This is a genomic window from Chitinophaga polysaccharea (assembly GCF_902150045.1).
GTDB classification, from domain to species: domain Bacteria; phylum Bacteroidota; class Bacteroidia; order Chitinophagales; family Chitinophagaceae; genus Chitinophaga; species Chitinophaga polysaccharea_A.
On the sequence record NZ_CABFVU010000001.1, the window covers coordinates 2,830,267 to 2,854,108 of the forward strand.

Here is a 23,842-nt window from a genome sequence, read left to right on the forward strand (position 1 = left end):
CAGAGAGGTTACAATAAAAATTCAGTATTGTCAGGTTAAGGAATGAATGGGCGTACAGATGCTTCTCGGATACTTAGGAGTTGTCTATGTGTAGTACTCATCATACAGTTCTCATACACTCCCATACGCCCGCAATGCACTCATGATGCACTTCCAATGCTTAGTGCATGCACTTACCCCGATTTACGGCTACGAAATCCGGGCAATAGGCGGCAAAACCGGCGGATTGGTTTTGCCGCCTATTGCCCGGATGGTAATTTAGTGGCAGATTTTATTCCAATAAAAGGTTTAAATCCTGTGCCTGGTTTACAACAAGGTTCTTCCTTTTTTTCACTCATCATTTTCTGCTTTGCAGACTGTGGCAATAAGTTTATTTTGGCCGGATCAGGTATCAATATCAACATCAACCGCTATGAGAAAATTAATACTGTCGCTATCCTTATTCATCACCTTCCAGGCCCAGGCTCAGGATGCGCTGAAATACCAGGTCCCTCCAAAAAGTATCATGGAACTGGCTATGGCAGCCCCTTCGCCGTCAACCGACTTTAACAGTAAGGGAGATGTAATGCTGATCATGGAGCGAACCAGTTACCCTTCTATTGAAGAGCTGTCGCAGCCGGAATACCGGCTGGCAGGAGCCCGCATCAACCCGGCCAACTTTGGCCCCAGCCGCGCTGCCTATATCACTGCCATCCGCATCAAAAACATCAAAGGCAACAATGAATACGCAGTTACCGGCCTGCCTGCCAATGCACGCATCAGCAACATCAGCTGGTCGCCTTCACAAAAAAGCATCGCTTTTACCATTACAGACAACAGCCGCATCACCTTGTGGAAAGCAGACATTGCTACCGGTGCAGCCACACAGCAAAGCACGCGCGCATTGAATGATATAGCAGGACCTGCGTTTACCTGGATCGATGATAACCGTATCCTGGTATTGGCGGTACCTGCCTCCATTGGCAAAGCGCCCGAGAAACCACTGGCGCCGGAAGGGCCAACCGTACAGCAAACCACCGGTAAAGCCGCTCCTGCAGCTACTTACCAGGACATGCTGAAAAATCCTTACGACGAGCAGCTGTTTGATTATTACTTCCGGTCCGAGCCGGTGATCATCGGCGAAGGCAGCGAACAGGTGATCGGCAAACCCGCAGTGTATGTAACCGCCTCCCCATCGCCGGATAATCAGTACCTGCTGATGGAAAGCCTGCACCGCCCTTATTCCTACCTGGTAGGCTCAAGCCGTTTTCCTACAGAAGTGGAAGTGTGGAAAATGAATGGAGAGCTGGTAAAGAAACTGGCCAGCAACCCGCTGGATGAAGTACGGCCGAAAGGATTTGATGCTACCAGCAACTATCCCCGACACTTCGCCTGGCGTAATGATGCACCGGCCACTATCTGGTGGGTACAGGCCCTGGATGGAGGCGATCCTAAAAAGGAAGTGCCTTTCCGTGATGTGATCAATATCCTGCCTGCACCATTCACCGCTGCGCCACAGGAGCTGGTGAAAACAGTGAACCGCTTTGCGGGCATCAGCTGGGCAAACGATCAGCTGGCACTGGTATACGACGCCAACAATACCCAACAGAAAATAAAGGTGAGCCGTATTAACCCGGCTAATCCTTCACAGGCGCCGGTTACACTGATAGACCGCTCCGAAAATGACCGCTACAACGATCCCGGATCACCGGTAACCATCAGGAACCAGTACAACAGGTCTGTATTATATGTGTCGCCTTCACAGGAATTACTGATGACGGCTCCCGGTGCTTCTCCTGAAGGAGACCGGCCTTTCCTGTCTTCTTTTAATTTAAACAACAACAAACAAAAGATCCTCTGGCGCTCATCAGCGCCTTACTATGAGCAGGTAGCCGACGTTATTGATCCGGCCAAACTTGTAGTGGTAATTGCACGCGAATCAGTATCATCTCCCGTAAACTATTACCTGCAAAATCTTAAAAAGAAATCATCCGTGGCGCTTACTGCCTTTCCCCATCCGCAGCCGCAGCTGAAAGGTGTGCAGAAACAACTGCTGAAATACAAAAGGAAAGATGGCGTGGACCTCACCGCTATGTTATACCTGCCGGAAGGATATGACCCTGCCAAAGACGGCCGCCTGCCGGTATTGATGTGGGCATACCCCCGGGAATACAAATCTGCCAGCGATGCCGCACAGGTGCGCGGCTCCGCCTACCGGTTCACCCGTGTGAACTATGGCTCGCCCGTATTCTGGGTAACCCGCGGCTTTGCAGTAATGGACGCCACCGAAATGCCTATTGTAGGTGAAGGAGATCAAGAGCCCAACGATACTTTTATTGACCAGCTGGTAATGAATGCGGAAGCGGCGGTGAACAAGATCACAGAAATGGGTATTGGCGACAAAGACCGTATTGCAGTGGGAGGGCACTCCTATGGCGCGTTTATGACGGCTAACCTGCTGGCACATACGAACCTGTTTAAGGCAGGCATCTCCCGCAGCGGCGCCTATAACCGCACTTTAACGCCTTTCGGTTTCCAGAACGAGCAACGCACCTACTGGCAGGCGCCGGAAGTATACTATAAAATGTCGCCATTCTCTTACGCTGATAAGCTGAAAACGCCCATACTCCTGATCCACGGGGAAGCAGATAATAATTCCGGTACATTCCCGGTACAAAGCGAAAGATTGTACAATGCCCTTAAAGGAAACGGCGGCACCGCACGCCTGGTATTCCTGCCCCAGGAAAGCCATGGCTACGCCGCCAGGGAAAGCATCCTGCATATGTTGTGGGAAATGGACGAGTGGCTGATGAAATATGTGAAACAATAGTAAGCGCTGTAATTTTTGTGATGATCCGGCCCGGATCATCACAAAAATTATCGTAATAAGTAAAAAGTACCATTAAACCCCCTAATACCACAACCCCCCTTCTTACTTCCTTTGTACCTTTGTTGCATCATGTCAAAGGCGCTCATTCCAACATACGATATCTGTTCCCTGGCTATGGGAAAGCCGGCATCTGAAGATATACTGGTAGCAAGGTTCTCTGAATACCTGGCAGCTCACCGGGATATACATTTCCCACACAGGCATTCGTTTTATCACCTGGCGTTTTTTACTGCCGGAGGCGGAAGTCATACTATCGATTTTGAAAAGTTTCCCGTTAAACCGGGACAGTTATACTTTATGACACCCGGGCAGGTACACAGCTGGTTTTTTTCCGGTGGGATAGAAGGTTACGTGATGAATGTATCTGCCGGGTTCTTTAATGCTTTTCTGCAGAACGCAGACTACGTGGAACGGTTTCCTTTTTTCAGCGGGGTTAGCGCGGAAGGAGTGGTGCAGCTGCCTAAAGCAGCGATCCCGGTGGTTACTGCACAGTTTGAGGCAATGCTGAAAGAAATAAAAGGAGAACAGCCATATAGCCAGGATATGCTGCGGCTGCACGTACTGGGAATGTTTATTGAGGTTAGCCGTGCCAGCAGGCAGGGTGCGGCAAGGCAGGAGCCGCCTCACAACTATGTATTGCTGCGCAATTTCCGTAAACTGCTAGAACAGCATTATATGCAGTTGCGGTTGCCAAAAGAATATGCTTCCCTGCTGTATGTAACACCCAATTATCTCAATGCTTTTTGCCGGCATATGCTGGGAAAATCGGCAGGGGAAATTATCCGCGACAGGGTGCTGCTGGAAGCAAAACGGCTGTTGATCAATGCAGATATGAGTATAGCTACTATTGCCTACCAGCTCAATTTTGCAGACAATTCTTACTTCACCAAGTTTTTTAAAAAATACGCAGGAACAACACCGGAGGAATTCCGGAAACATATCTCCTGATAAAAATTTCATTTTATGTGTGCAGATAAAAATAATGTAAAACCCAGCCTGCTGAAAAGCCTGTTGGGAAATAAGTGCGCCCGTTGCAGAAGGGGATCTATCTATACTACAACAAATCCCTACGACCTGAAAAACTGCCTGAAGATGCCCGATACATGCCCGGTATGCGGCCAGCCGGTGGAAGTAGAGGTAGGATTTTACTACGGCACCGGCTATGTCAGTTATGCGCTGTCGATAGCAGTATGTGTGGCCAGTCTTATCGCCTGGTGGCTGTTCATAGGCTTTTCCATTTATGATAACCGCATCTTCTGGTGGCTGGGAGTGAATGCCCTGCTGCTGGTAATATTGCAACCCCTGCTGATGCGGTGGTCCCGTACCATCTGGATGGCCTTTTTCGTGTACTACGATGAGAACTGGCAACAAGGCCCGCCACAGGGTACCGGCAGGTCAAATGCTACTTTTAAAAATGCTATATAGGGCGCTGAAAAGACAGGACTAAGCAACCGATAGAACGGAGATGGTAATTTACGGATCTATGGAGAGAACAAACGGACGACTTATCCGTTATTATCTTTCTGTAGATCCGTTTTTTTGTTATTGCAAAGCAGTTGCCGGATCTCCTTAAATAAGTATCGCTACGGGGTTTAACAATAATTAACAGTACTTAACACAGGGCGGGTGTTGAGGTCCGGATCGCATACAGTCGCGGATTACGGCAAAAAAAATAATCCTTGCAAGGGAACGGAGAAAGAAGAGCAGGAGGTATTGCTGATGTTGGAAGATGAATAATTGAGTATATTGTATCAGCATTTGGCCCCTTATTCCAGTTGTAGCCTTTACTAACATCAATGATTATACGATGATGTTTTTCAGACAGCCCGGAAGATTAGTAATCCTTTTCATTTTTTTGTTGTCAGTGAGGTTCCGGCTAAACGCCCAGGACAGTACCCTGCAGGATCTTCCCGCACAATGGACGCTGCAGCAGTGCTTCGACTATGCGCTGAGAAATAATATCCAGCTGAACAGCCTGCGCCTGAGCAGGATGAGCAGCGAACAGGACCTGCTGCTATCGCGTGCGGCAAAGCTGCCTAATCTTACCGGTACCGTTTCCCAGGATCTTAACGGTGGAAAATCAACTACTGCCGCGGGCAGTTCGTCATACCGGGTGAATACCACCGGCAATTACGGTGTTAACTCAAATGTCACCCTTTTCCAGGGCGGGTATCTTAATAATGATATTAAACAAAAGAATCTGCTTACGCAGATAGCCGGCTTGAACATTGCCTCACAGATCAATGATATCACGGTGCTGATTACGCAGGCTTACCTGAACATTTTACTGGCAAAGGAAAACATCGTGTACGTAAAGGATGTGGTAGCCACTTCCGAAGCGCAGGTAAAACAGGGGCAACAGCAATATGATGTGGGCAGCATGGCCCTTATAGGATTGGTGCAGCTACAGGCGCAGCTGGCCAACGACCGCTATACGCTGGTGAATGCTGAAAACCAGCACCGCCAGAACAAACTGGTATTGAAACAACTGTTGCAGCTGCCCAGCAGTTACAATTTCGAGATCCAGGAACCGGATACATTGATCAGTAATGACCGGTTGTATGCATTGCAGGAAACGCAGGATTCCGCGTTGGCCAACAGGCCGGAAATTAAGAGCAGCGAGCTGGGTATAGAAGTGTCTAACCTCGACCTGGCAAAGGCGAAAGCCGGCTACCTGCCCACGCTTACCGCGGGAGGCGCGTTGGGATCTTCTTATGTTAGCGGAGGGGCAGGCAGCGCTTATTTCAAGCAAATAGATAATAATTTTTACCAGCAGATAGGAATCACTTTATCTGTTCCCATTTTCACTCGCCGGGTCGTAAAAACCAATGTGGAAAAAGCAAAAATAGAAGTAGATCAGTCGAAACTGGTGCTGAAGGATACAAAAACCAATCTTACTCAAACCATTGAACAGGCATATATCAATGTGCTCAATGCACAATCGCAGTACGATGCCGCGGTAGAACAGCTGAAATATTCGCAGGAAGGCTACAGGATCGCCAGCGAACAACTGAAAGTAGGGGCTGCCAATGTGGTGGTTTTTCTTCAGCAGAAGAATTTATATATACAGGCATTACAATCTTATATACAGGCAAAATACAATGCTGCCCTGAACATCAGGATATATGATTTTTACAGGGGCGCACCGGTAAAACTATAAATGTAAATGAGGTATGAGAAAAAATAAAGGTGTTATCATAACGGTGGTGATCGTACTGCTGCTGGTGGCGATCTGGTTTTTCTTCATCAGGAAGAAAAAAGAACCAGTCAGGTTTGATACCGCCAAACCGGAATACGGGCATATCGCCACTACTGTAACGGCCACCGGTACCATACAGCCGGTAGATACCGTTGCCGTTGGTACACAGGTGTCGGGCACTATCAAATACCTGTATGTGGATTTTAACACGAAGGTGAAGAAAGGACAATTGCTGGCGGAGCTGGACAAAGATCTTTTCCAGGCACAGGTAGATCAGCTGCGTGCCAATGTACAGGTGGCCCAAACCAACCTGGAGTACCAGAAGAACAATTTCCAGCGGCAGGAGCTGCTGTATAAAACAGGCGCCATCAGTAAAGCCGACTACGATATTGCCTCCAACCAGATAGGACAGGCCAAAGCAAACGTAGCCAGCGTAACAGCCCAGCTGAATTCAGCATTAAAGAACTTCTCTTTTACAGAAATACACTCCCCCATTGATGGAGTAGTGCTGAACAGGAATGTAAGCGTAGGACAAACAGTGGCCGCCAGTTTTAATACGCCTACGCTGTTTGTGATCGCAAAGGATATTACAAAGATGCAGGTAGAAGCCAGTGTGGATGAAGCGGATATAGGCAACGTAAAAGATTCACTTCGTGTAACCTTCACTGTTGATGCTTACCTGGAAGATGTGTTTTCAGGCCGCGTCCAGGAAATCAGGCTGCAGCCATCTGTTTCTTCCAACGTGGTTACCTATAACACCATTATCAATGCGCCTAATGATAACATGAAACTGAAGCCGGGCATGACGGCCAACGTTACCATTTATACGGCAGAAAAAGATACAGCATTGCTGCTGCCGGTGAAAGCGCTGAAATTTATTCCTGATTCCGTGCAGCTCAAAGATTATGTGATACAAAGCGCTGTGAGAAGAAACCGCGGTACTACTGCCCAAACAAAGGATACAACCGGTGGCAGGTTCAAAAGTACCGCCCGCATAGGCTCTTCCAATTACGTTTGGCTGCTGCGGGGCGATACACTGGTGCAAAGGCATATCAGAACAGGGCTGAACGATAACACCCATATTGAAGTACTCTCAGGGCTAAACGAAAATGATGTGGTAATAACTGGTGTCAGCGCGGGTGGCGCCGTGGCCGGCGCAACCGGCAACAGCAGTCCGTTTTTACCAAAAATGGGAGGGCGAAGACGATGAGCAACAACAAAATATTAGAACTGCAGCAAATCAAGCGTGAATTTGTGATGGGTACTGAAATAGTACGCGCACTGAAAGGCGTGTCTTTTGATGTATTTGCGGGCGAGTTTGTGACCATTATGGGAAGCAGCGGTTCGGGGAAAACCACCCTGCTCAATATTCTTGGTTGTCTTGATAAACCTACTTCCGGCAGTTACCTGCTGGATGGAGTGAATGTAAGCAACCTGTCGAGGAATGAACTGGCCCGTTTGCGGAACCATAAAATAGGGTTTGTGTTCCAGGCGTATAACCTGTTGCCGCGAACATCAGCATTGGAAAATGTGGAGCTTCCGTTGTTTTACAACCCGGAGCTGTCTGTACAGGAAAGGCGAAGCAGGGCTATGGATGCCTTGCAGGCAGTGAAGCTGGCCGAAAGGGAAGATCATACTCCCAGCCAGCTTTCCGGAGGGCAGCAACAAAGGGTGGCCATCGCAAGGGCGCTGGTAAACCAGCCGGTAATGATACTGGCAGATGAAGCCACCGGTAACCTGGATACCCGTACTTCTTACGAAATTATGGCCCTGATGCAGGATCTGAACCAGGAAGGAAAAACAATTGTGTTTGTTACGCACGAACCGGATATAGCTGCTTTCAGCAGTAGAACGGTGATGCTGCGCGATGGGAAAGTGGTGAAGGATAGTAAAAATGAGAACATACGGTCGGCAAAGGAAGCCCTGGCAGCATTGCCTCCGGCTGAAGACTACTAATTAACCGAAAGCATGAGTGCAGTCAATCTCATAATGATAGCGTTAAAAGCCTTGCAGCGCAACAAGTTGCGGGCATTCCTGACCATGCTGGGCATCATCATCGGTGTGGCCGCTGTTATTGCGATGGTGGCCATAGGGCAGGGCTCCAAGGAAAGCATCCAGTCGCAGCTGAGCAGTATGGGGTCTAATATGATCACCATTTTGCCCAGCAGTAATGTGGCCGGCGGCGTAAGGATAGGAGGAGAGAGCTTTCAGTCGCTCACCATTGCAGATGTGCTGGCCATACAAAAGAATGCGGAGTATGTGAGCGCGGTATCACCGGTGGCATCCACCAAAGGACAGGCCATTTACGGAGCGTTGAACTGGCCCACCTCCCTGCAGGGAGTAGCGCCTTCCTACTTCGATATACGTAAGCTCACGATAAATGAAGGGATCAGTTTTTCAGATGCTGATGTGGCCACTGCAGCCAAGGTATGCGTATTGGGTCAGACAGTGATCAATAACCTGTTCCCAAGCGGGGAAAGCCCGGTAGGGAAAGTGATCCGGCTGGGGTCTATCCCGTTGCAGGTAATTGGAACGCTGGCGCCAAAAGGACAAAGCTCTTTCGGGCAAGACCAGGATGATATTATTCTCACGCCCTATACCACGGTACAGAAGCGTATCCTGGCTACTATTTATTTCCAGAGTATTTATGCTTCCGCCGTAAGCGAAGGCGCTTCGGAACAGGCCACCAATGAAATTACAGACATCCTCAGAACAACGCATCGCCTGCGGCCCTCCGATGAAAATAATTTCCAGGTGAGAACTATGGAAGAGCTGATAAAAACACTGAGCTCAACCACCAGTCTGCTTACCATCCTGTTAACAGCAATTGCAGGTATTTCGCTGGTGATTGGCGGTATCGGTATCATGAATATCATGTATGTTTCTGTTACAGAACGTACCAGGGAGATAGGATTGCGCATGTCTATCGGCGCCAGGGGCATCGACATTTTACTGCAGTTCCTGGTGGAAGCTATTATCATCAGCGTTACCGGCGGCCTGATAGGAGTGGTATTGGGAATTACGTCTGCCAAAGTAATTACCCTTACACTGGGGTGGCCTACGCTGGTGTCTGAGTCTTCTATTGTGCTCTCTTTTGTGGTATGTGCCTTTACGGGGGTGTTTTTTGGCTATTATCCTGCCCAGTCGGCTTCCAGGCTGGATCCTATTGAAGCATTGCGTTACGAGTAGTTTTTTAAGCGTTGCAATCGTAGGGCGTGGCAATGCCTTCACTGATCCATTTTATAAAGGCGCTTTCCTTTTCAAATTGCGGCAGGTTGAGTTGCCGGCCGGTAATATCTTCCAGTGAAAATCCATCGGCATGGGTTTCCACAGCCTGGCGGGTGGCTATTTCCTGTTCGGTACTATAGTGGCCCAGGAGCCTTTTGAGCTCAAAAACTGCGCTGTCGGAAGTATCGTTGGCATGGATCACGGCTACTACAAATTCATATTCGCCGAATTGCTGCAATGTCGCAATGGTTTTGCTATTAACCTTATAGCAGGTGCCTGGCTTCAGTTGCATAAGGGGGAGTTTTTAAGATTACAGGCAACAAAAAGCCGGTAGGTTTCCCTGGCCGGCTTATTTTATGGCGGTGTAGATCTAGTCTTTCTTTTTATCATGTATCTGCGATTTCTTCAGATATATCTTCTTGCCTTTCTCATCTACAATATATTTCCTGTCTTTTTTATCGATGTAGACAGTTTCTCCGCTTGGTCCTTCCTTGCCTTTATAAATTTTATCCGTAATGGCGGAGGCCCCTTTAACGGCAATAGATGCTGTTTTATGCCCTACTTTTTTGGCGGTACTGTCTATTCCCTGCGCAAAAGTGTGCTGGCCCGCCAACGTTAACACCACACCAACCGCCGCAGCTATCAGAAATTTTGGAGTTTTCATGTTTATGTTTTTTTAATTTTTAAAAAAAAGATTGCCTTATACTATCTATTATTCAACAATAATGCCACTTGATTTGTTTATTGAAATACAGTTCCTTACAAATGTTCTTTTTACCGTATTACCAGGTACATACCGGGGATTTTCCCCGTACGGGATCATTTTATTTTCGTATATTCATGTACGGTAAACCCTCTGCCTGTGAAGTAGTTCGATTGGTCTGTATCTATCTGTTCCTACACCTCACGGGGAGAATAAAAGTAACGCGTAGCCATAATACAACCGGTAGTTGATTTCTCCTTATTAACAAATGCTGAAAAAAATTAACTGTTATCCGTAACAGCAGGGGGAAGTATTTGTAAATAAAAAACACCTTCCAGGCTGCCCGTTGCCCGGAAGGTGTTGCCCGTGATAAATTGTTTGATCAGTTGCCCCAGAAAGTATTTTCCTGCAGGATATCTTCCGCATATATTTTTGCCGCCACAATTTTCCCGTCTTCTACCGTGTATACGTCTACGTTATCTGTATGCAGTTCCGCACCTGGCCTGGATGCTTTCCAGGTAAGTACAACAGATGCCTGGTTACCATTTACAGCAATGGTTTTTATAGCCTGGAGCGACATGGTATTTTGTGATACTTCAAACATGCCGCCTACCATCTGGAATACTTCCCCGCTTGATTTTTTGATACCGGAGAAGCGGTTATTGCCCGGTTGCTCCCAGGTTACTTCAGGGTGCAGCAATGCGCCCAGTTTTTCAAGGTTCACCTGCTGTACAGCATTTACAAAGTCTGTTACTACCTGTAATGTTTGTTGTTCCATTTTTATAATTTTTTGTTGTTAATGAATTGACAATGCAAAGCTATTACCCGGCTGTCCTTTATCATTTATCTTTACCCGACAAATACTTACCATTTTACGACACTGTGATTTTTGTAATCTGCATAGCCAATACCTTTGTTATATGAAACAGCTGGTATTAAGTATTATCGCATATGCTGTGCAACGTGATGTAGATGCGGCACAGCTCTGTAAGCTGGCAGGCATCGACCTGGCGGCGTTAAAAAAAAATCATGCAGCGCCTGTTACCGCGCAGCAGCTGCAGGACCTGTGGTTGAATGCCGGCAGGCTAACCAACGATCCCTTATTTGGATTGCATTTCGGTGAATCATTGCAACCTGCTGCCCTGGGTGTAGTGGGTGAAATTATCAGGAGCAGCGCCACCGTCGGGGAAGCGCTCACACATGCTGCCGCCTTAACGCACCTGGTTACAGACCAGTGCAGGATGGAAGTAACCCGTACCGCCAGGAACTTTACAGTACGGCTGCTGCCGGTAGTGGATTACGGAGCGGCGCCGCCTTACGCTTTCAGGCAACTGATCGATCTTTTATTGATGATGGTGATCCATGAGCTGGATGGTTTGCTGTTGGAGAAAATTGTGCCGCAGGCAGCACGACTGGCCTATACCGTTCCTGATCCGGCGGAATATGAGCGTGTTTTTCGTTGCAGGCCGTCGAAACGGGCAGGGGAGTATATGCTGGTATTTGACAGCAGGTATTGGGACGAGCCGTTGTTAACAGCAAACTACGAGCTTCAGAGCCTTTTACTGCAAAAAGTAAGCAGTCTGCCTAAAACACAGGGGCAGCCGCAAACCCTGCAGAACAGGATCTATAATTACCTGCTGGCCAACTCTTATCTTGGCGTATCGTCGCTGGACAATATGGCTCATAATTTCAATATGAGCCCGCGCAGTTTACAGCGTAAACTGAAAGAAGAAGGCGTAAAATATCAGGATATTGCAGATGCGGTGCGGCACTCACTGGCGGTGTATTATATTTCTTCCGGTAATTACCCTTTGAAAGATATTTCCTGGATGCTTGGTTATAATGAGCTAAGTGCGTTTACGAGGGCCTTCAAGCGGTGGACAGGCAGTTCACCGGTACAGTATCATCAATCGTTGTAGTTCAGGAACGTGTCTTTGTGTACGATCCCCCATTTCTTTACAAAAATATATTCTCCTTTTTCCAGGGCGCTGAGATAGTCCTGCAACCATTCTTCGAACGAACCGGCTATAACAGCGCGATGGCTGTCGTCGTGCCAGAAAGTGATGATTTGCCCTTGTTTTCCTTCCGGTGCGGGGTCCAGGTCAATACACAGGTGATTGCCAAAGCCATCGCCGGTAAAAGGGATCCACAGCGGGTTCCACCAATCGTTTTTAATGCCGGTATCCGGTGTGGAAAGTATGGGCTCATCATGATAGTTGAAAGTGCCGGCATCCAGCAGGTCTTTCCAGTGATGCCATTGCGTAATGATATCTTCCACGCTCAGCAGCTGATCTGCATCTATCAGGCCAGCCCTGGCTTTCTGCTGGCCGTTGTGAACAGCATAAAATGCTTTGAAAGAAGCCGGCATAGCCGTTCCTATGAGTTTTTCCAGGGATTCCACCGCTTCAAAAGTAACACCGGGATGAAGGATATTAAGCAGCCGGGGGGCGTTCCGCTGCATCCATTCTTCCCATCTGAGCCAATATTGCTGCATATGGTATGGGTTTTAACGACTATAAAGATGTGAAATTTAATCAATAAATTTATTCATTCCTGCTGCATGTTTTTTATAAGCTAATTATCAATAATTTTGTACCTCTTGTAAATACGTACAACATCATTAAAAGTAAATAACTCCTTTATGGCACAGCTACCTAAATTTCTCATTGCAGACGACCCTGTAACAGATCCGGAAAATGAATATATTTTTCATACCGAAAAACCCCGCTTCTTTGCCAAACGGGTAGAAGAAGATGAAGAAACTGCCTACATCGATATCATTCATGAAATCGACAATGTAGAAGAATTTTATAAGAACGCTCCGGAAAAAAAACAGGAACTGCTGGAACAGCTGGAAGACTGGTACTACTCTTACATGGAGTGGCTGGAAGACGATGGTGAAGAAGAAGAGGACGAAGAATAGTGACGGAAAAAATTATTGTAAAAAGCGCCTGCACATTGCGGGCGCTTTTTTTTAGTTATGCTGCAGCTGCAGTTCTTTCCGGTAGGCGGAAGGGTTTACGCCTCTATATTTTTTAAACATCCTGTTCAGGTGGCTCTCATCTGTAAATCCCAGTTCATCCGCAATTTCCCCCACCCGCATACTGCTGTATTGCAGTCTTGTTTCCACCAGCTTCAGTTTATACTGGGTAATATACTGCTGCAGGCTGTCGCCGTTGTTACGTTTAAAATATTCGCTCAGGTAAGTAGGTGAAATGTTAAAGTGGGCCGCAATCTGTTCCGCACGCAGCTTTTCAGGCGTGTAAATATTTTCGTGTATGTAATGCAGTATATTCATGGAAGCATCCTGTTTGGCCGGATGCTTAGGCTGTTCCGGCATTTGCAGCAGGATATTCCTCGCAATCACCATGATCATGGTATTTACAATCTGCTGGGCCATTTCCCGGTGATAAGGCTGCTGGTTTACCAGTTCACGGATCAGCGCTTCCACCAATGCTTTTACCAGTGGTTTATCATTTTTGTTTTTTAAGATACACCCCGGCATATGGTTATTGTTCTGAAAAATGAATTCCAGTTGCTGTATCCAGTCTTTATGCTGATTTTGAAGATAGATGTTATTAAACCGGATGAAGAAGAACTTGGTGGATTCCTGTACATCAAACGAGTGGCAGTCCTGCGGCATTACAAGGAACAGTTTCCCGGGGCTGTAGGGCAGCTGGTTCTTGTTCACGCACTGCATGCCAGTGCCTTCCACTATATATACAAGCTCAAAAAAGTTGTGTTTATGCGGATCTATCGGGCATTCTGTGCATTCCCGGTATTCAATCTCAAAAGGCTGATATAAATTCTCCTGTAGCATACCTGCAAAAGTACAGAATGATCCTAAGAAAGTACAAATTATTTGCCGGCTTCCACCTGATCTTTGTTGTACAAAATCTCACACAAATGGAAAATAACGCTATCGCATTTCTGTTGTTCCGGCTGGCAGTAGCCGCCAGTATGTTTGGCCACGGCCTTGTAAGGCTTCCCAAGCTGAATGGCTTCAGCGCCTGGATGATTAAAAGTTTTGAGAAATCTATGCTGCCAGACCTGCTGGTGGTACCATTCAGCTATGTATTGCCTATTGCCGAATTTGTGATCGGGCTGTTGCTCCTGGTGGGCTTATTTACCAGGGTTTCCCTTATTGCCGGCGGGGTGGTAATGGTGCTTCTCATATTTGGAACTGCTATGATAGAAAACTGGGAAGCATTGCCCTCCCAGCTGATCCATGCCGCTTTCTTCGCAGTACTGCTGGCTTTTATTCAATACAACACTATTGCGGTTGATCATCTCATAAAAAAATAATGACTACACGAAAAGAATTCCTGAAAACAGCCGGCCTGGCGGGCCTGGCAGGCATGGTGCTCCCGGGAACGGCACTGGCACAAACCAAAGCAGCCCCCGCAGCCGCAACCTTTCGCGGATGGGCAGATGGTTCCCGGCTGGTAGTATCTGTGTCTATGCAGTTTGAAGCCGGGGGGCAGCCGGACAGGCCCGAGAGCCCATTCCCGCAGAATATGCTGAAAGGCTTTAAGGATCTTCCTGCGGCCACCTGGTACGCGTATGGCTACAAGGAAGGCATTCCCCGCATGCTCGATAACTGGGATAAGCATGGCATCAAAGTAACCTCGCATATGGTAGGCAGCGCTGTGGAAAAACATCCTGCGCTGGCCAGGGAAATTGTACAACGTGGACATGAAGCCGCGGCACATGGGCGCGACTGGTCATCGCAGTACATGCTGCCCTATGAAGAGGAAAAAAAGTTCATTGCAGATGGCGTGGAAGCTGTAAGGAAAGCCACCGGCGTTGCCCCGGTAGGATATAACGCCAACTGGCTGCGCCGGGGCGATAATACCCTCAATATCCTGCAGGAACTGGGTTTCCTGTATCATATAGATGACCTGAGCCGCGATGAGCCGTTTATTACAAAAGTGAATGGGAGCGACTTTGTAGTAGTGCCCTATACTTTGCGCTGCAATGACATACAGCTGGTAGCAGGGCAGTGGTTCTCTTCCGACCAGTTCCTGCAACAGATAAAAATGGAATTCGATCAGCTGTATGAAGAGTCTGCCCGCCGTAAACGGATGATGTCCATTAGTTTTCACGACAGGATTGGCGGTACCCCGCAACTGGTGAAAGCCACCAGCGAGTTGTTTGCCTATATGCAGAAACATGCAGGCGTGGTGTTTAAAAGAAAGGACGATATAGCGAAGATGGCGCTGGCGGATAAGGGAACAGCCAGAGAGTAAGATATGAAGTTAAATAAGAGAGACAGGTATTATTGCCTGTCTTTTTTTATTTAATTTCACACAAAGCAATATCCAATGCCAGAAAGGAAAGCACGCAAGGAAAGGATCATTTTTAACAGCCTGTTGGATCAGTATCTCTACCAGGGTTTGCCGGTAGACAATATCGATGCGAAAACCGCCTTTACCATTCACAACCTGAAAGATATTCATCATGAGCTGCCCTATACTTCTATCGTATACCGTACCAACTTCTTTTCTTTTGTTTTTGTGAAAGATGCCATAGGCCGGTATACCACCGATGAACAAACTTTTAACACTTCTCCCGGAACTATTTATTTTACTAACCCGGGGCATTTTAAGTCGTTCGAATGGCAGCAGATCAATGATGTGCACCTGGTTACTCTCAGTGAATCTTTTCTCAAGGAGAATGTACATCCGAAGATCTTTGAAGAGTTCCCTTTTCTTCTTGCGGAAACTGTACCGCCCAGAACCCTGCAACCGAAGGTGTTTGCGGAGTTTGAACAATTATACCTGCAGATAGAAAAGGAATATTTATCCTCTTCCACATACAGAACAAGGATGATAGGCAACCTGTTTGTAGTGCTGCTGCTGAAGATCAAAGAATATTTCTGGGAAGATTATAACCCTATCTATGAAGGGAACCGCAGCTCGCAGATCGTGAAACAGTTTAAAAGGACGCTGGAGCAGCATTACCGCGACCTGGTAAGTGGCAAGGCCGACAAAGTATTCAGGGTACAGGATTATGCGGACGCCCAGCACCTGCATCCCAATTATCTCAGTAACGTGATCAAAAGCAAAACAGGGAAACCTATAGGTACCTGGATTTCAGAAAAGACCATTACAGAAGCCCGCTCGCTGCTGCAGCATTCCCCTGCATCCATTAAGGAAATTGCCAGCCAGCTGGGATTTACAGAAGCTACCCATTTCAGTAATTACTTCAAGAAACAAACCGGCATTTCCCCGGTGCTTTACAGGAAACAGCATGCATCTTAGAAATTTGTAACTATTAGTGTAATTCTTATATTTTTCCGGGCAACCGTTGGCTCATCTTTGTGTTATCAAATTAAAACACAAAAATATGAGCACTTTAAAAGATAAGATCATCCTGGTTACCGGTTCCTCCAGGGGTATTGGCGCTGAAATTGCCCGGCAGCTGGCCGCCGCAGGTGCAAAAGTGATTGTTAACTATGCAGGCGGCAAAGATGCAGCACAGCAGGTAGTAAACGGCATTAAACAGCAAGGCGGCGATGCCATTGCGCTTCAGGCCGATGTAAGTAAAAGCAATGAGGTAAAAGCCCTGTTTGATGCAGCCATTGCACATTATGGCCGCATAGATGTACTGGTGAACAATGCCGGCATCATGATCACCAAACTGATCAAAGATACTTCCGATGAAGACTTTTCCCGTCAGTTCGATATCAATGTAAGAGGTACCTTCAACACTATGAGGGAAGCGGCCACCCGCCTGGCAAACAACGGCAGCGTCATTAACTTCTCCACCTCTGTAAACCGTATAATGCTGCCTGCCTATGCCACTTATGTAGCCACTAAAGCAGCAGTGGAACAGCTCACCCGCGTATTCTCCAAAGAGGTAGGCGCCCGGGGCATTAATGTAAACTCCGTTTCACCCGGCCCAACCGATACGGAATTATTTACCAATGGCAAATCTGAAGAACTGATCGCACGGCTGGCATCTCTTTCTGCTTTCAACCGTATTGGCGAGCCTCACGATATTGCCCGCGTAGTGGTATTCCTCGCCAGCGACGACGCCAAATGGATCAATGCCCAGAACATCGGTGTAAATGGTGGTATGGCCTGATCATTCAATATCATCTCTCAAAAAAATAAATGCAAATATCATGAACAGCTTAAAGAATAAAGTGGCGCTGATCACAGGATCAGCAAGAGGGCTAGGTAAAGCCATTGCAGAACGTTATGCCGCCCTGGGCGCCGATATAGTAGTGAATTACTCAAAAGACAAAGCATCTGCAGATGAAGTAGTAAGCAACATCACTGCTATGGGTGCGCGCGTAATTGCCGTACAGGCAGACGTTAGTAAGGTAGCCGATCTTGAGAAACTGTTTGCAGCAGCAAAAGAAGCTTTTGGTAAAATTGATATCGTAGTAGCCAATGCCGGTATAGAAATGGTAGAAGTACCGGTAACGGAATTTACAGAAGAGCAGTTCGACAAAGTATTTTCCATTAACACAAAAGGCACTTACTTCACTATGCAACAGGCAGCAAAACATGTGGAAAATAATGGCCGTATTATTTACATTGCTTCCAGCACCACTTCTTTCCCCGTACCCGGTATGGCCGTTTATGGAGGCAGCAAAACCACTCCAAGATACCTGGTAGATATTTTATCCAAAGAGATCGGGTATAAAGGAATTACCGTAAATTCGATCATCCCATTCGCGGTAGATCACTCCGGTATTTTCGCTGACCCCGTGGCTTATCCTGAACTGAGAAAACAATTACTGGATAGCTGCCCTATGGGAAGGCTCGCAGAGGTAGAAGATGTGGCTAACCTGGCTGAGTTTTTTGCGAGCGATTTATCCTCTTTTGTTTCCGGCCAGCACCTGCTGGTAAACGGAGGCGCCACCAACTAAAAATCTATTATTATGATACTTAAAGTACTCAATGCCGTCCTGATTATTTTTACCGTGTTTATGGGCCTGAAACAAGGCCTGGCCATGATCGGCCAGAAGCCGGAAATGGTCGCCATGTTCAGCCGCTGGCATTTCAGCAAAACAGCCATCATTATTAACGGGGTAATTACAGTGTTGAGTGCTTTAATGATCCTGTATCCCAGAACATTCTTACTGGGCAACTTCCTGATGGCAGCATCTATCCTGATGATTATCTGCTTTTCATTATACGGCAAGGATCTGAAGGGAGCAGCTATAGAAGTGCCCTTCTTTCTCCTGAATCTTGTTATCATCTATCTACAACACCCGCTCGCGAAATGAAAATCTTATTATTGATCATCACAGCCCTTTTTGTGCAGCAAAACAAACCTAGTATGAATACAGATAAACTTACCAACGCCACCGTAAAGCAGGCGGTGAACGCCCTTCAAACAAATGACAGCAAAGCATGGTTTGCTTTATTCACTGATAAGGCAACACTGTATGATGACGGGAATAAGATGGATTTTAAAGCATTCTGGCAGAAGGCAATAGGGCATGAACGCTTTACCAGTATCGACAAAGTGGAGAACAACGGACTGGATGTATATGGCCGCTTTCATAGCGACCAGTGGGGTGATTTCAAAACCTATTTTAAATTTCATATTGATAAGGATGGTAAGATCGACAGGCTGGATATAGGACAGGCGGAATATTAGGGTAATGGCACTTCAAAAAGTGGTTTATAGATAGTATCTGTAGAAGATTTTTTCAGGATGGTAATTTTATCGCACAAAAAAGAATGGTGATAATCAAAGCCGGACAGGTTTATTCCATTCAGCTTATTATGTGGTATATCTTTCACTATTGTCAGGTGTGGTGTTATTTTTTTGCGTTCATGCTTAGGCTTAAACGCATTGAACAGCCACTTATGCAATTCTGTTATTGGATAAGGATAACGGATTTTTAAAACGAGTGAATCTGATGTATATCCATGCGGGAAAATATCATATCCCTTCAACTCAATTTCAAAGCGGGCCAGCCCGCATATTTCAACCGCTTTTTTTACCAGGTTAATGATTTCCGTATCTGCTTCTTCGCAGTTTAATTTTAGCAAAGAAATATGCGCTTTTAGGAATTGGTCGCTTTTAGCGCCTGGGATCAGGTTGTAAAGTTCGTGCTCCAGGAGTTTAACATCATCTGTTATATTTTGGGGCGGAGAGATGATAATGAAATAGGTGACCATTTTGGAAGGAATGGAGTCCGGTGGAAAAAGTGGCAGCTGATCAGGATTATAGCGGCGTGGCATAACAGGAATAACAAAATGCGCGTAGGGTTGGTTTAGCCGGCTATTTATATAAAATAGCAGCCTGATATGAAAGAACTGTTATACATTTATAATGTACGCCTGTTTGTTGGCACCTTGCTGTATGGATACTCCCGGGTTTCGCCGGATATAACCCACGTTTAGGCCGTATTTGCGCCGCATATTAGCCAATCCTTTAGCTGTTGGCTTATTGTTGTTTTACCGCCTGGTAAAGTATAAGGATGGTCTGAAAGATAGATGGCGATAGTATACATGAGCCTTTAACAGTGAAGATGGGATATTGTAGCTATTGATATTATACCCTTTAGGGTATAATTGGGAGGACTCTAATTTAATTTATACCCTTTAAGGTATAATTGTACTAATTTTTCGTATTTTTATACCCTAAAGGGTATAATATGAATACTTTATCCGAATTAATTAAAGCCAAACGTAAACAGCATGGTCTGACTCAACATGACCTTGCATTAAAATCAGGATTAGGGTTAAGGTTGATACGAGAAATAGAACAGGGAAAAACTACCATGAGAATGGATAAAGTAAATCAACTATTGGCGCTGTTTGGAATGGAACTTATTCCGGGTACGAAAAAATATCATAATGAGTAAAAAAGGAAAAGTTTTTTATGGGGATAAACTTGCGGGTATTATTTCCGAAACTGATGATGGCTATACTTTTATTTATGATAGTGAATACCTGAGTAGTGGTAACGCAAAACCAGTTAGTCTTACGATACCTTTAACAAATGGAGCATATTTAAGTAAAGTATTGTTTCCTTTTTTTGATGGATTAATACTGGAGGGATGGTTATTGGATATAGCTACAAATCACTGGAAGGTAAAACGTAATGACCGGTTTGAGCTGCTTTTGCAAACATGTAGGGATGCAATAGGAGCAGTTAGTATAATTCCTGATGATAATAATTGATACGATGGCCAATTGTTGGTTTTGCTATAAAGACGCAGGTAATATGCAATATCATACCAGATGTTGTGAGAATTTTTTTGGAAAAAGGAAGGTACCGGAATTAGTATTTAGTAAGCAGTTGCTGAATCAGCTGGCAGAACAAACCATTAACCAGAGAATTGCTGTTACAGGGGTGCAGCCTAAGCTATCTGTTGCCTTTGAGAAGACCAATGAAGGCAGCCCGGACACAAAAGTAGGGTTGTGGGGAGACTATATTCTGAAACCACAGCATGATGGCTATCATATGATGCCTGAAAATGAAGATTTAACCATGCATCTGGCCTCTTTATTTAATATACAGGTGTGTCAGCATACTTTACTTAGGGCAACTGATGGTAGTATGGTTTATTTAGCCCGAAGACTTGATAGAAAAGACGGCAGGAAAATCCATATGGAGGATTTTTGTCAGCTGTCGGAATTTCTGACAGAAAACAAGTACAAAGGCTCTTATGAGAAAATCGGGAAATTGATAATGAAGTTTTGTACCAACAAGGGGCTTGATCTACTGAATTATTTTGAACTGGTATTATTTTCTTATCTAACAGGGAATAATGATATGCATCTGAAAAATTTCTCCGTACTGCATCTTGAAGATGGAATATCATTGTGCCCGCCATATGATTTATTGAATGTAAACTTGGTTAATCCCCTTGATGAAGAAGATCTTGCATTAACGCTAAATGCTAAAAAGAAAAGATTAAAACTGTCGGACTTCATTGCATTCGCAGATAGTTTAAGTATCCCCGCGAAAGTCAGAGAGAATGTATTTCTGAAGTTCAAGTCAAATAATGATAAAGTTGAGTCGCTTATTGATGCTTCTTTTTTGGACGAGGATAGTAAGAATAAGTACAAATCAATATGGTATCAAAAACAAAGGATATTTGATAGATAATATGTGGTAGCTCCGATTTGATCCGACAATTGGGAGAATGAGAACAATACTATATTCTAACAGACGAAGCTTTTTCTCCGGACATCGGTATGCTACCGGTAAAATACATCTGTTTTCTTAATATGTCACGCCATTTATCTATAATAGCGCACTAGATGTATTTTACCGGATACTTACATTTAAAGATTATCAAGCAGATAAATGGGGCGAAGTCTGTAAATGAGAGCGATCTTATTAGTATTCTCTTTAAGTAAAAAAAACTGTTGCTTTAGATCACCCTTTTTTTATCCTCGCCTCTCATTATTACGTTATTGTTAATCTAATATTTATTCAAAACCCCAATCCCAAACTATGTTAAAGTTTGTAATGCCCAACTTTAAATTGGCAATTGCCGCAATTCTTATTCTTTTATTGGCCATGTCGAGTTGTCAAAAACAAACAACGGAACAGCCAACTATTAAGTCAACTGTAATATCGGTTGAGGAAGCAAAAAATTGGTTATCCGCAGGGTCTTCAGGGTTGCAAACAGTGTTTAACAAACGCCGAAATCCTGGTATTCCAAATTGGGAAGATGCCACAGTAATAGAGTTCCCGGATAAATCTAGTATCTTAAAAGTGCCATTAACTGGCTATAAACTTCCAATAGGCTACAGAGATCTTCTTTTTCAGAAAGATTCCAATAGTGTGGTATTGGGAGCTATACAAGAAATAAGGCCAGAGAATAGCTATCTGGTGACAAAGGGTCGCACTGGAAGGGAGAACATGAGGCAATTTGTGAGTAATGAAGACTTCACAGGTGACATAATAATTTTTGATCCGTTTAATAATCTCCCCCTTAGAGGCAGACGTTTCAAAGACGGCCTATTGAATGCCGACCTGAAATACAGATCGCAAGCATTGATGGTGGGTGATCCTATAGATCCGCTGCGTCCAAAGAAGAAACCAGGGGGCTTTGATGATGATGGTCCGGGCTTTGAAGTTGACCTGCCACAGGTGGAAATTACCGCACCCGCACCGGGTACTCCGAAAACACCGGGTACTAATATACCGTTTCCGACAGAGCCGGTAAGGCCCGTTCCTGGAGGGCCAGTTACACCAAATAACCCTATTCCGATAGGTGGTGGTGGAACTAGCTCCAACAGAGGTGGAAACAATAGCGTTAAGACAATTAACATCAATATCTCTGATACATGTATAAAGGATGCCGTAGATATGGCAACAAATAAAAATTTGCAAAATTATATTCAAACCACTTTCAACAAACTATTTTCAGGAAGTGAACAATTCACTGTCTATATAGAAGACGGCATTCTTGCAAACGATGTTTTTGGCGCCGCTAAGCCAATAAATAAGGGTAATGGTTATTGGGATATTCAAATTACTTTGAATAAAAATCTGTTAAAAGGCGCATCAAAGGAAATTATGGTAGCTACCATGTATCATGAAATGATACATGGTATGTTCGTCGCTAATAAAGTTCAGAATAATGATCCACTGAGTTGGAACGAAAAATTCCAACATCAGATTTTGTCCAGTAGTTATGTTGAAAGAATTAGCATTGGCTTGAGGGAAGTATTTCCTAATTTAGTTAAAGAAGATGCTGATGCACTTGCATGGGGAGGACTCTCCGGCACTTTAATTTGGGAAAGCTGGAAGACCACTAAGCCAAAAGACTTTAATGATATGCTATTGAGAGGAGATCAGTATGAAGCTGGACATACAAAAGGTACCCGCTGTAATTAAACTTTAACTATAAGCTTAAAATTCTGAATATGAAAAGATTGATTAACGTTCTTCTTATCTGTTTTTTTTTCATTCTAACTGCCAGCGCACAACAAGACGACACACGTGGAGAAAAAGGGGTAGAACGGCTGTATAAAATTTTGAGTAAAAACCTTAGGTATCCGCAAAAACTTTACGACAACAAATCAACATCACTGTTTTCTGTTAAGTATCTCATTTCCCCGGAAAATAAACTGGAAGATATTATTCCTTCAAAATATACACCAGACGGGATGAAGGATAAACTAATGGATAAAACGCTATATGGTGGCATTGACTGGCAATCATTTTTTAACAGGAAAATCAGGCAGGGAGACTATATAATACTTCCCATCGCATTGTACAGAGAAAATGATAACTCAACTACTATTATTGAATATACCATAGATGATCTTTTCAACTTTTCCGAAAAAAGAACCCCTATTATGAATGGAGTGCTATTGCAGCCTTTTATCATGAAAGCTGGCGAAACAATAAATTAAAATAATTTCATATTTTGAAACTTGCGTCCGATCCCGATTGGGATACTCCCCGCGCCGTCTCCAATCATATTATCTTTTTACACAGTATAATACACAATAATCATACTCATCGGTTACTTGTAGACTTGTTTCAAAAAAAGAAGGAGCTGGATTACTGTCTTCCTGATCAAGACCTACCCCCGCACTTATTTTCGCATGTTTTTTAGGGAGGGTAGTTTTTGAGAGGACATGACATTTAGCAAAGACGATTTTCCATTTAACTCCAGTTTTCGTTTATTTGGCTAAACCCGATGGTTATACGGTGGCCGAGGGAGGATATTAGAGAATAATCATACTCATCGATTATATTTAATGTAATAGCTACTACGTGGACAGTACAAGGGATTTTGTATGGTTAAGTAGTAGCTATTACAGATAATAGTTGTATTACATCCACGAACCGGTTAAAATAGAAAACCGCGTTTTTCTATCTGTAGCCTCGTCAAGGTGATTTT

27 protein-coding genes are annotated in these 23,842 nt (G+C 45.0%); 21 read left to right on the top strand and 6 right to left on the bottom strand.

The window, feature by feature from the left end:
* The first annotated feature begins 412 nt into the window (after positions 1 to 412).
* The 7 genes from FN124_RS11635 (at position 413) to FN124_RS11665 (ending at position 9,257) form a co-directional block, all read left to right on the top strand.
* Complete coding sequence (locus FN124_RS11635; RefSeq protein ID WP_142684884.1) at positions 413 to 2,809, top strand: S9 family peptidase; 2,397 nt, start codon at positions 413 to 415, stop codon at positions 2,807 to 2,809.
* A gap of 129 nt (positions 2,810 to 2,938) precedes the next feature.
* Complete coding sequence (locus tag FN124_RS11640) at positions 2,939 to 3,817, top strand: helix-turn-helix transcriptional regulator (RefSeq protein ID WP_142684885.1); 879 nt, start codon at positions 2,939 to 2,941, stop codon at positions 3,815 to 3,817.
* A gap of 15 nt (positions 3,818 to 3,832) precedes the next feature.
* Positions 3,833 to 4,294, top strand: coding sequence for a DUF983 domain-containing protein (locus FN124_RS11645; RefSeq protein ID WP_142684886.1), 462 nt, complete (start codon positions 3,833 to 3,835; stop codon positions 4,292 to 4,294).
* 439 nt (positions 4,295 to 4,733) lie between these two features.
* Positions 4,734 to 6,029 (top strand): TolC family protein, encoded by a 1,296-nt coding sequence (locus FN124_RS11650; protein WP_260607453.1) that lies wholly within the window; start codon positions 4,734 to 4,736, stop codon positions 6,027 to 6,029.
* 13 nt (positions 6,030 to 6,042) lie between these two features.
* Positions 6,043 to 7,278, top strand: a complete 1,236-nt coding sequence (locus FN124_RS11655) for an efflux RND transporter periplasmic adaptor subunit (RefSeq protein WP_142684888.1) — start codon at positions 6,043 to 6,045, stop codon at positions 7,276 to 7,278.
* Complete coding sequence (locus FN124_RS11660; protein WP_142684889.1) at positions 7,275 to 8,024, top strand: ABC transporter ATP-binding protein; 750 nt, start codon at positions 7,275 to 7,277, stop codon at positions 8,022 to 8,024. Before FN124_RS11655 ends, FN124_RS11660 begins: the two co-directional genes overlap by 4 nt.
* Before the next feature lie 12 nt (positions 8,025 to 8,036).
* Positions 8,037 to 9,257, top strand: coding sequence for an ABC transporter permease (locus FN124_RS11665; RefSeq protein ID WP_142684890.1), 1,221 nt, complete (start codon positions 8,037 to 8,039; stop codon positions 9,255 to 9,257).
* Positions 9,258 to 9,261: 4 nt separating this feature from the next.
* Here FN124_RS11665 and FN124_RS11670 read toward each other — a convergent pair whose 3' ends face one another.
* The 3 genes from FN124_RS11670 to FN124_RS11680 form a co-directional block, all read right to left on the bottom strand.
* Positions 9,262 to 9,588 (bottom strand): hypothetical protein, encoded by a 327-nt coding sequence (locus FN124_RS11670; protein ID WP_142684891.1) that lies wholly within the window; start codon positions 9,586 to 9,588, stop codon positions 9,262 to 9,264.
* A gap of 78 nt (positions 9,589 to 9,666) precedes the next feature.
* A complete protein-coding gene (locus FN124_RS11675) occupies positions 9,667 to 9,960 on the bottom strand; it encodes a hypothetical protein (protein WP_142684892.1) in 294 nt (97 codons plus the stop codon).
* 421 nt (positions 9,961 to 10,381) lie between these two features.
* Positions 10,382 to 10,777, bottom strand: coding sequence for a nuclear transport factor 2 family protein (locus tag FN124_RS11680; RefSeq protein ID WP_142684893.1), 396 nt, complete (start codon positions 10,775 to 10,777; stop codon positions 10,382 to 10,384).
* 142 nt (positions 10,778 to 10,919) lie between these two features.
* Here FN124_RS11680 and FN124_RS11685 point away from each other — a divergent pair, with 142 nt between their 5' ends.
* Positions 10,920 to 11,918: an AraC family transcriptional regulator gene (locus tag FN124_RS11685; RefSeq protein ID WP_142684894.1), complete on the top strand. Its 999-nt coding sequence runs from the start codon at positions 10,920 to 10,922 to the stop codon at positions 11,916 to 11,918.
* On the opposite strand, the gene FN124_RS11690 is transcribed toward FN124_RS11685, so the two are convergent.
* Complete coding sequence (locus tag FN124_RS11690; RefSeq protein WP_142684895.1) at positions 11,906 to 12,493, bottom strand: SMI1/KNR4 family protein; 588 nt, start codon at positions 12,491 to 12,493, stop codon at positions 11,906 to 11,908. The genes FN124_RS11685 and FN124_RS11690 overlap by 13 nt on opposite strands.
* Before the next feature lie 147 nt (positions 12,494 to 12,640).
* Between FN124_RS11690 and FN124_RS11695 the strand changes: the two genes are divergently transcribed.
* Positions 12,641 to 12,922 (top strand): hypothetical protein, encoded by a 282-nt coding sequence (locus FN124_RS11695; protein WP_142684896.1) that lies wholly within the window; start codon positions 12,641 to 12,643, stop codon positions 12,920 to 12,922.
* A 51-nt stretch (positions 12,923 to 12,973) separates the two neighbouring features.
* Here FN124_RS11695 and FN124_RS11700 read toward each other — a convergent pair whose 3' ends face one another.
* Positions 12,974 to 13,819: an AraC family transcriptional regulator gene (locus FN124_RS11700; protein ID WP_142684897.1), complete on the bottom strand. Its 846-nt coding sequence runs from the start codon at positions 13,817 to 13,819 to the stop codon at positions 12,974 to 12,976.
* Between the two features lie 17 nt (positions 13,820 to 13,836).
* Between FN124_RS11700 and FN124_RS11705 the strand changes: the two genes are divergently transcribed.
* The 7 genes from FN124_RS11705 (at position 13,837) to FN124_RS11735 (ending at position 18,618) form a co-directional block, all read left to right on the top strand.
* Positions 13,837 to 14,304, top strand: a complete 468-nt coding sequence (locus tag FN124_RS11705; RefSeq protein WP_260607399.1) for a DoxX family membrane protein — start codon at positions 13,837 to 13,839, stop codon at positions 14,302 to 14,304.
* Positions 14,304 to 15,248: a polysaccharide deacetylase family protein gene (locus tag FN124_RS11710; protein ID WP_142684898.1), complete on the top strand. Its 945-nt coding sequence runs from the start codon at positions 14,304 to 14,306 to the stop codon at positions 15,246 to 15,248. The genes FN124_RS11705 and FN124_RS11710 overlap by 1 nt, the downstream gene beginning before the upstream one ends.
* A 75-nt stretch (positions 15,249 to 15,323) precedes the next feature.
* Positions 15,324 to 16,262: an AraC family transcriptional regulator gene (locus FN124_RS11715; RefSeq protein WP_142684899.1), complete on the top strand. Its 939-nt coding sequence runs from the start codon at positions 15,324 to 15,326 to the stop codon at positions 16,260 to 16,262.
* Positions 16,263 to 16,347: 85 nt separating this feature from the next.
* A complete protein-coding gene (locus FN124_RS11720) occupies positions 16,348 to 17,088 on the top strand; it encodes an SDR family oxidoreductase (RefSeq protein WP_142684900.1) in 741 nt (246 codons plus the stop codon).
* A gap of 40 nt (positions 17,089 to 17,128) precedes the next feature.
* A complete protein-coding gene (locus FN124_RS11725) occupies positions 17,129 to 17,881 on the top strand; it encodes an SDR family oxidoreductase (protein ID WP_142684901.1) in 753 nt (250 codons plus the stop codon).
* Positions 17,882 to 17,893: 12 nt separating this feature from the next.
* Positions 17,894 to 18,241, top strand: coding sequence for a DoxX family protein (locus tag FN124_RS11730; RefSeq protein ID WP_142684902.1), 348 nt, complete (start codon positions 17,894 to 17,896; stop codon positions 18,239 to 18,241).
* A gap of 53 nt (positions 18,242 to 18,294) precedes the next feature.
* Positions 18,295 to 18,618, top strand: a complete 324-nt coding sequence (locus FN124_RS11735; protein ID WP_142684903.1) for a hypothetical protein — start codon at positions 18,295 to 18,297, stop codon at positions 18,616 to 18,618.
* On the opposite strand, the gene FN124_RS11740 is transcribed toward FN124_RS11735, so the two are convergent.
* A complete protein-coding gene (locus FN124_RS11740) occupies positions 18,615 to 19,208 on the bottom strand; it encodes a 2'-5' RNA ligase family protein (protein ID WP_142684904.1) in 594 nt (197 codons plus the stop codon). The two genes, FN124_RS11735 and FN124_RS11740, sit on opposite strands and share 4 nt — an antisense overlap.
* Positions 19,209 to 19,624: 416 nt before the next feature.
* On the opposite strand from FN124_RS11740, the gene FN124_RS11745 reads away from it, so the two are divergent.
* The 5 genes from FN124_RS11745 (at position 19,625) to FN124_RS11765 (ending at position 23,348) form a co-directional block, all read left to right on the top strand.
* Entirely contained in the window at positions 19,625 to 19,834 is a 210-nt protein-coding gene (locus tag FN124_RS11745; RefSeq protein WP_142684905.1) for a helix-turn-helix transcriptional regulator, read from the top strand.
* Positions 19,827 to 20,153, top strand: coding sequence for a HipA N-terminal domain-containing protein (locus tag FN124_RS11750; RefSeq protein ID WP_142684906.1), 327 nt, complete (start codon positions 19,827 to 19,829; stop codon positions 20,151 to 20,153). Before FN124_RS11745 ends, FN124_RS11750 begins: the two co-directional genes overlap by 8 nt.
* A gap of 43 nt (positions 20,154 to 20,196) precedes the next feature.
* Positions 20,197 to 21,084 (top strand): HipA domain-containing protein, encoded by an 888-nt coding sequence (locus FN124_RS11755; RefSeq protein ID WP_260607400.1) that lies wholly within the window; start codon positions 20,197 to 20,199, stop codon positions 21,082 to 21,084.
* A 351-nt stretch (positions 21,085 to 21,435) separates the two neighbouring features.
* The gene (locus tag FN124_RS11760; protein WP_142684908.1) at positions 21,436 to 22,827 is read left to right on the top strand and encodes a hypothetical protein; all 1,392 of its coding nucleotides are present in this window, start codon (positions 21,436 to 21,438) and stop codon (positions 22,825 to 22,827) included.
* A gap of 29 nt (positions 22,828 to 22,856) precedes the next feature.
* Entirely contained in the window at positions 22,857 to 23,348 is a 492-nt protein-coding gene (locus tag FN124_RS11765; RefSeq protein WP_142684909.1) for a hypothetical protein, read from the top strand.
* Positions 23,349 to 23,842 lie beyond the last annotated feature (494 nt).

Bases quoted from the DNA above. Each gene is read 5' to 3' on its own strand.
- FN124_RS11635 (WP_142684884.1), top strand. From the start codon at position 413: ATGAGAAAATTAATACTGTCGCTATCCTTATTCATCACCTTCCAGGCC.
- FN124_RS11640 (WP_142684885.1), top strand. From the start codon at position 2,939: ATGTCAAAGGCGCTCATTCCAACATACGATATCTGTTCCCTGGCTATG.
- FN124_RS11645 (WP_142684886.1), top strand. From the start codon at position 3,833: ATGTGTGCAGATAAAAATAATGTAAAACCCAGCCTGCTGAAAAGCCTG.
- FN124_RS11655 (WP_142684888.1), top strand. From the start codon at position 6,043: ATGAGAAAAAATAAAGGTGTTATCATAACGGTGGTGATCGTACTGCTG.
- FN124_RS11660 (WP_142684889.1), top strand. From the start codon at position 7,275: ATGAGCAACAACAAAATATTAGAACTGCAGCAAATCAAGCGTGAATTT.
- FN124_RS11665 (WP_142684890.1), top strand. From the start codon at position 8,037: ATGAGTGCAGTCAATCTCATAATGATAGCGTTAAAAGCCTTGCAGCGC.
- FN124_RS11670 (WP_142684891.1), bottom strand. From the start codon at position 9,588: ATGCAACTGAAGCCAGGCACCTGCTATAAGGTTAATAGCAAAACCATT.
- FN124_RS11675 (WP_142684892.1), bottom strand. From the start codon at position 9,960: ATGAAAACTCCAAAATTTCTGATAGCTGCGGCGGTTGGTGTGGTGTTA.
- FN124_RS11680 (WP_142684893.1), bottom strand. From the start codon at position 10,777: ATGGAACAACAAACATTACAGGTAGTAACAGACTTTGTAAATGCTGTA.
- FN124_RS11685 (WP_142684894.1), top strand. From the start codon at position 10,920: ATGAAACAGCTGGTATTAAGTATTATCGCATATGCTGTGCAACGTGAT.
- FN124_RS11690 (WP_142684895.1), bottom strand. From the start codon at position 12,493: ATGCAGCAATATTGGCTCAGATGGGAAGAATGGATGCAGCGGAACGCC.
- FN124_RS11695 (WP_142684896.1), top strand. From the start codon at position 12,641: ATGGCACAGCTACCTAAATTTCTCATTGCAGACGACCCTGTAACAGAT.
- FN124_RS11700 (WP_142684897.1), bottom strand. From the start codon at position 13,819: ATGCTACAGGAGAATTTATATCAGCCTTTTGAGATTGAATACCGGGAA.
- FN124_RS11705 (WP_260607399.1), top strand. From the start codon at position 13,837: ATGATCCTAAGAAAGTACAAATTATTTGCCGGCTTCCACCTGATCTTT.
- FN124_RS11710 (WP_142684898.1), top strand. From the start codon at position 14,304: ATGACTACACGAAAAGAATTCCTGAAAACAGCCGGCCTGGCGGGCCTG.
- FN124_RS11715 (WP_142684899.1), top strand. From the start codon at position 15,324: ATGCCAGAAAGGAAAGCACGCAAGGAAAGGATCATTTTTAACAGCCTG.
- FN124_RS11720 (WP_142684900.1), top strand. From the start codon at position 16,348: ATGAGCACTTTAAAAGATAAGATCATCCTGGTTACCGGTTCCTCCAGG.
- FN124_RS11725 (WP_142684901.1), top strand. From the start codon at position 17,129: ATGAACAGCTTAAAGAATAAAGTGGCGCTGATCACAGGATCAGCAAGA.
- FN124_RS11730 (WP_142684902.1), top strand. From the start codon at position 17,894: ATGATACTTAAAGTACTCAATGCCGTCCTGATTATTTTTACCGTGTTT.
- FN124_RS11735 (WP_142684903.1), top strand. From the start codon at position 18,295: ATGAATACAGATAAACTTACCAACGCCACCGTAAAGCAGGCGGTGAAC.
- FN124_RS11740 (WP_142684904.1), bottom strand. From the start codon at position 19,208: ATGCCACGCCGCTATAATCCTGATCAGCTGCCACTTTTTCCACCGGAC.
- FN124_RS11745 (WP_142684905.1), top strand. From the start codon at position 19,625: ATGAATACTTTATCCGAATTAATTAAAGCCAAACGTAAACAGCATGGT.
- FN124_RS11750 (WP_142684906.1), top strand. From the start codon at position 19,827: ATGAGTAAAAAAGGAAAAGTTTTTTATGGGGATAAACTTGCGGGTATT.
- FN124_RS11755 (WP_260607400.1), top strand. From the start codon at position 20,197: ATGCAATATCATACCAGATGTTGTGAGAATTTTTTTGGAAAAAGGAAG.
- FN124_RS11760 (WP_142684908.1), top strand. From the start codon at position 21,436: ATGTTAAAGTTTGTAATGCCCAACTTTAAATTGGCAATTGCCGCAATT.
- FN124_RS11765 (WP_142684909.1), top strand. From the start codon at position 22,857: ATGAAAAGATTGATTAACGTTCTTCTTATCTGTTTTTTTTTCATTCTA.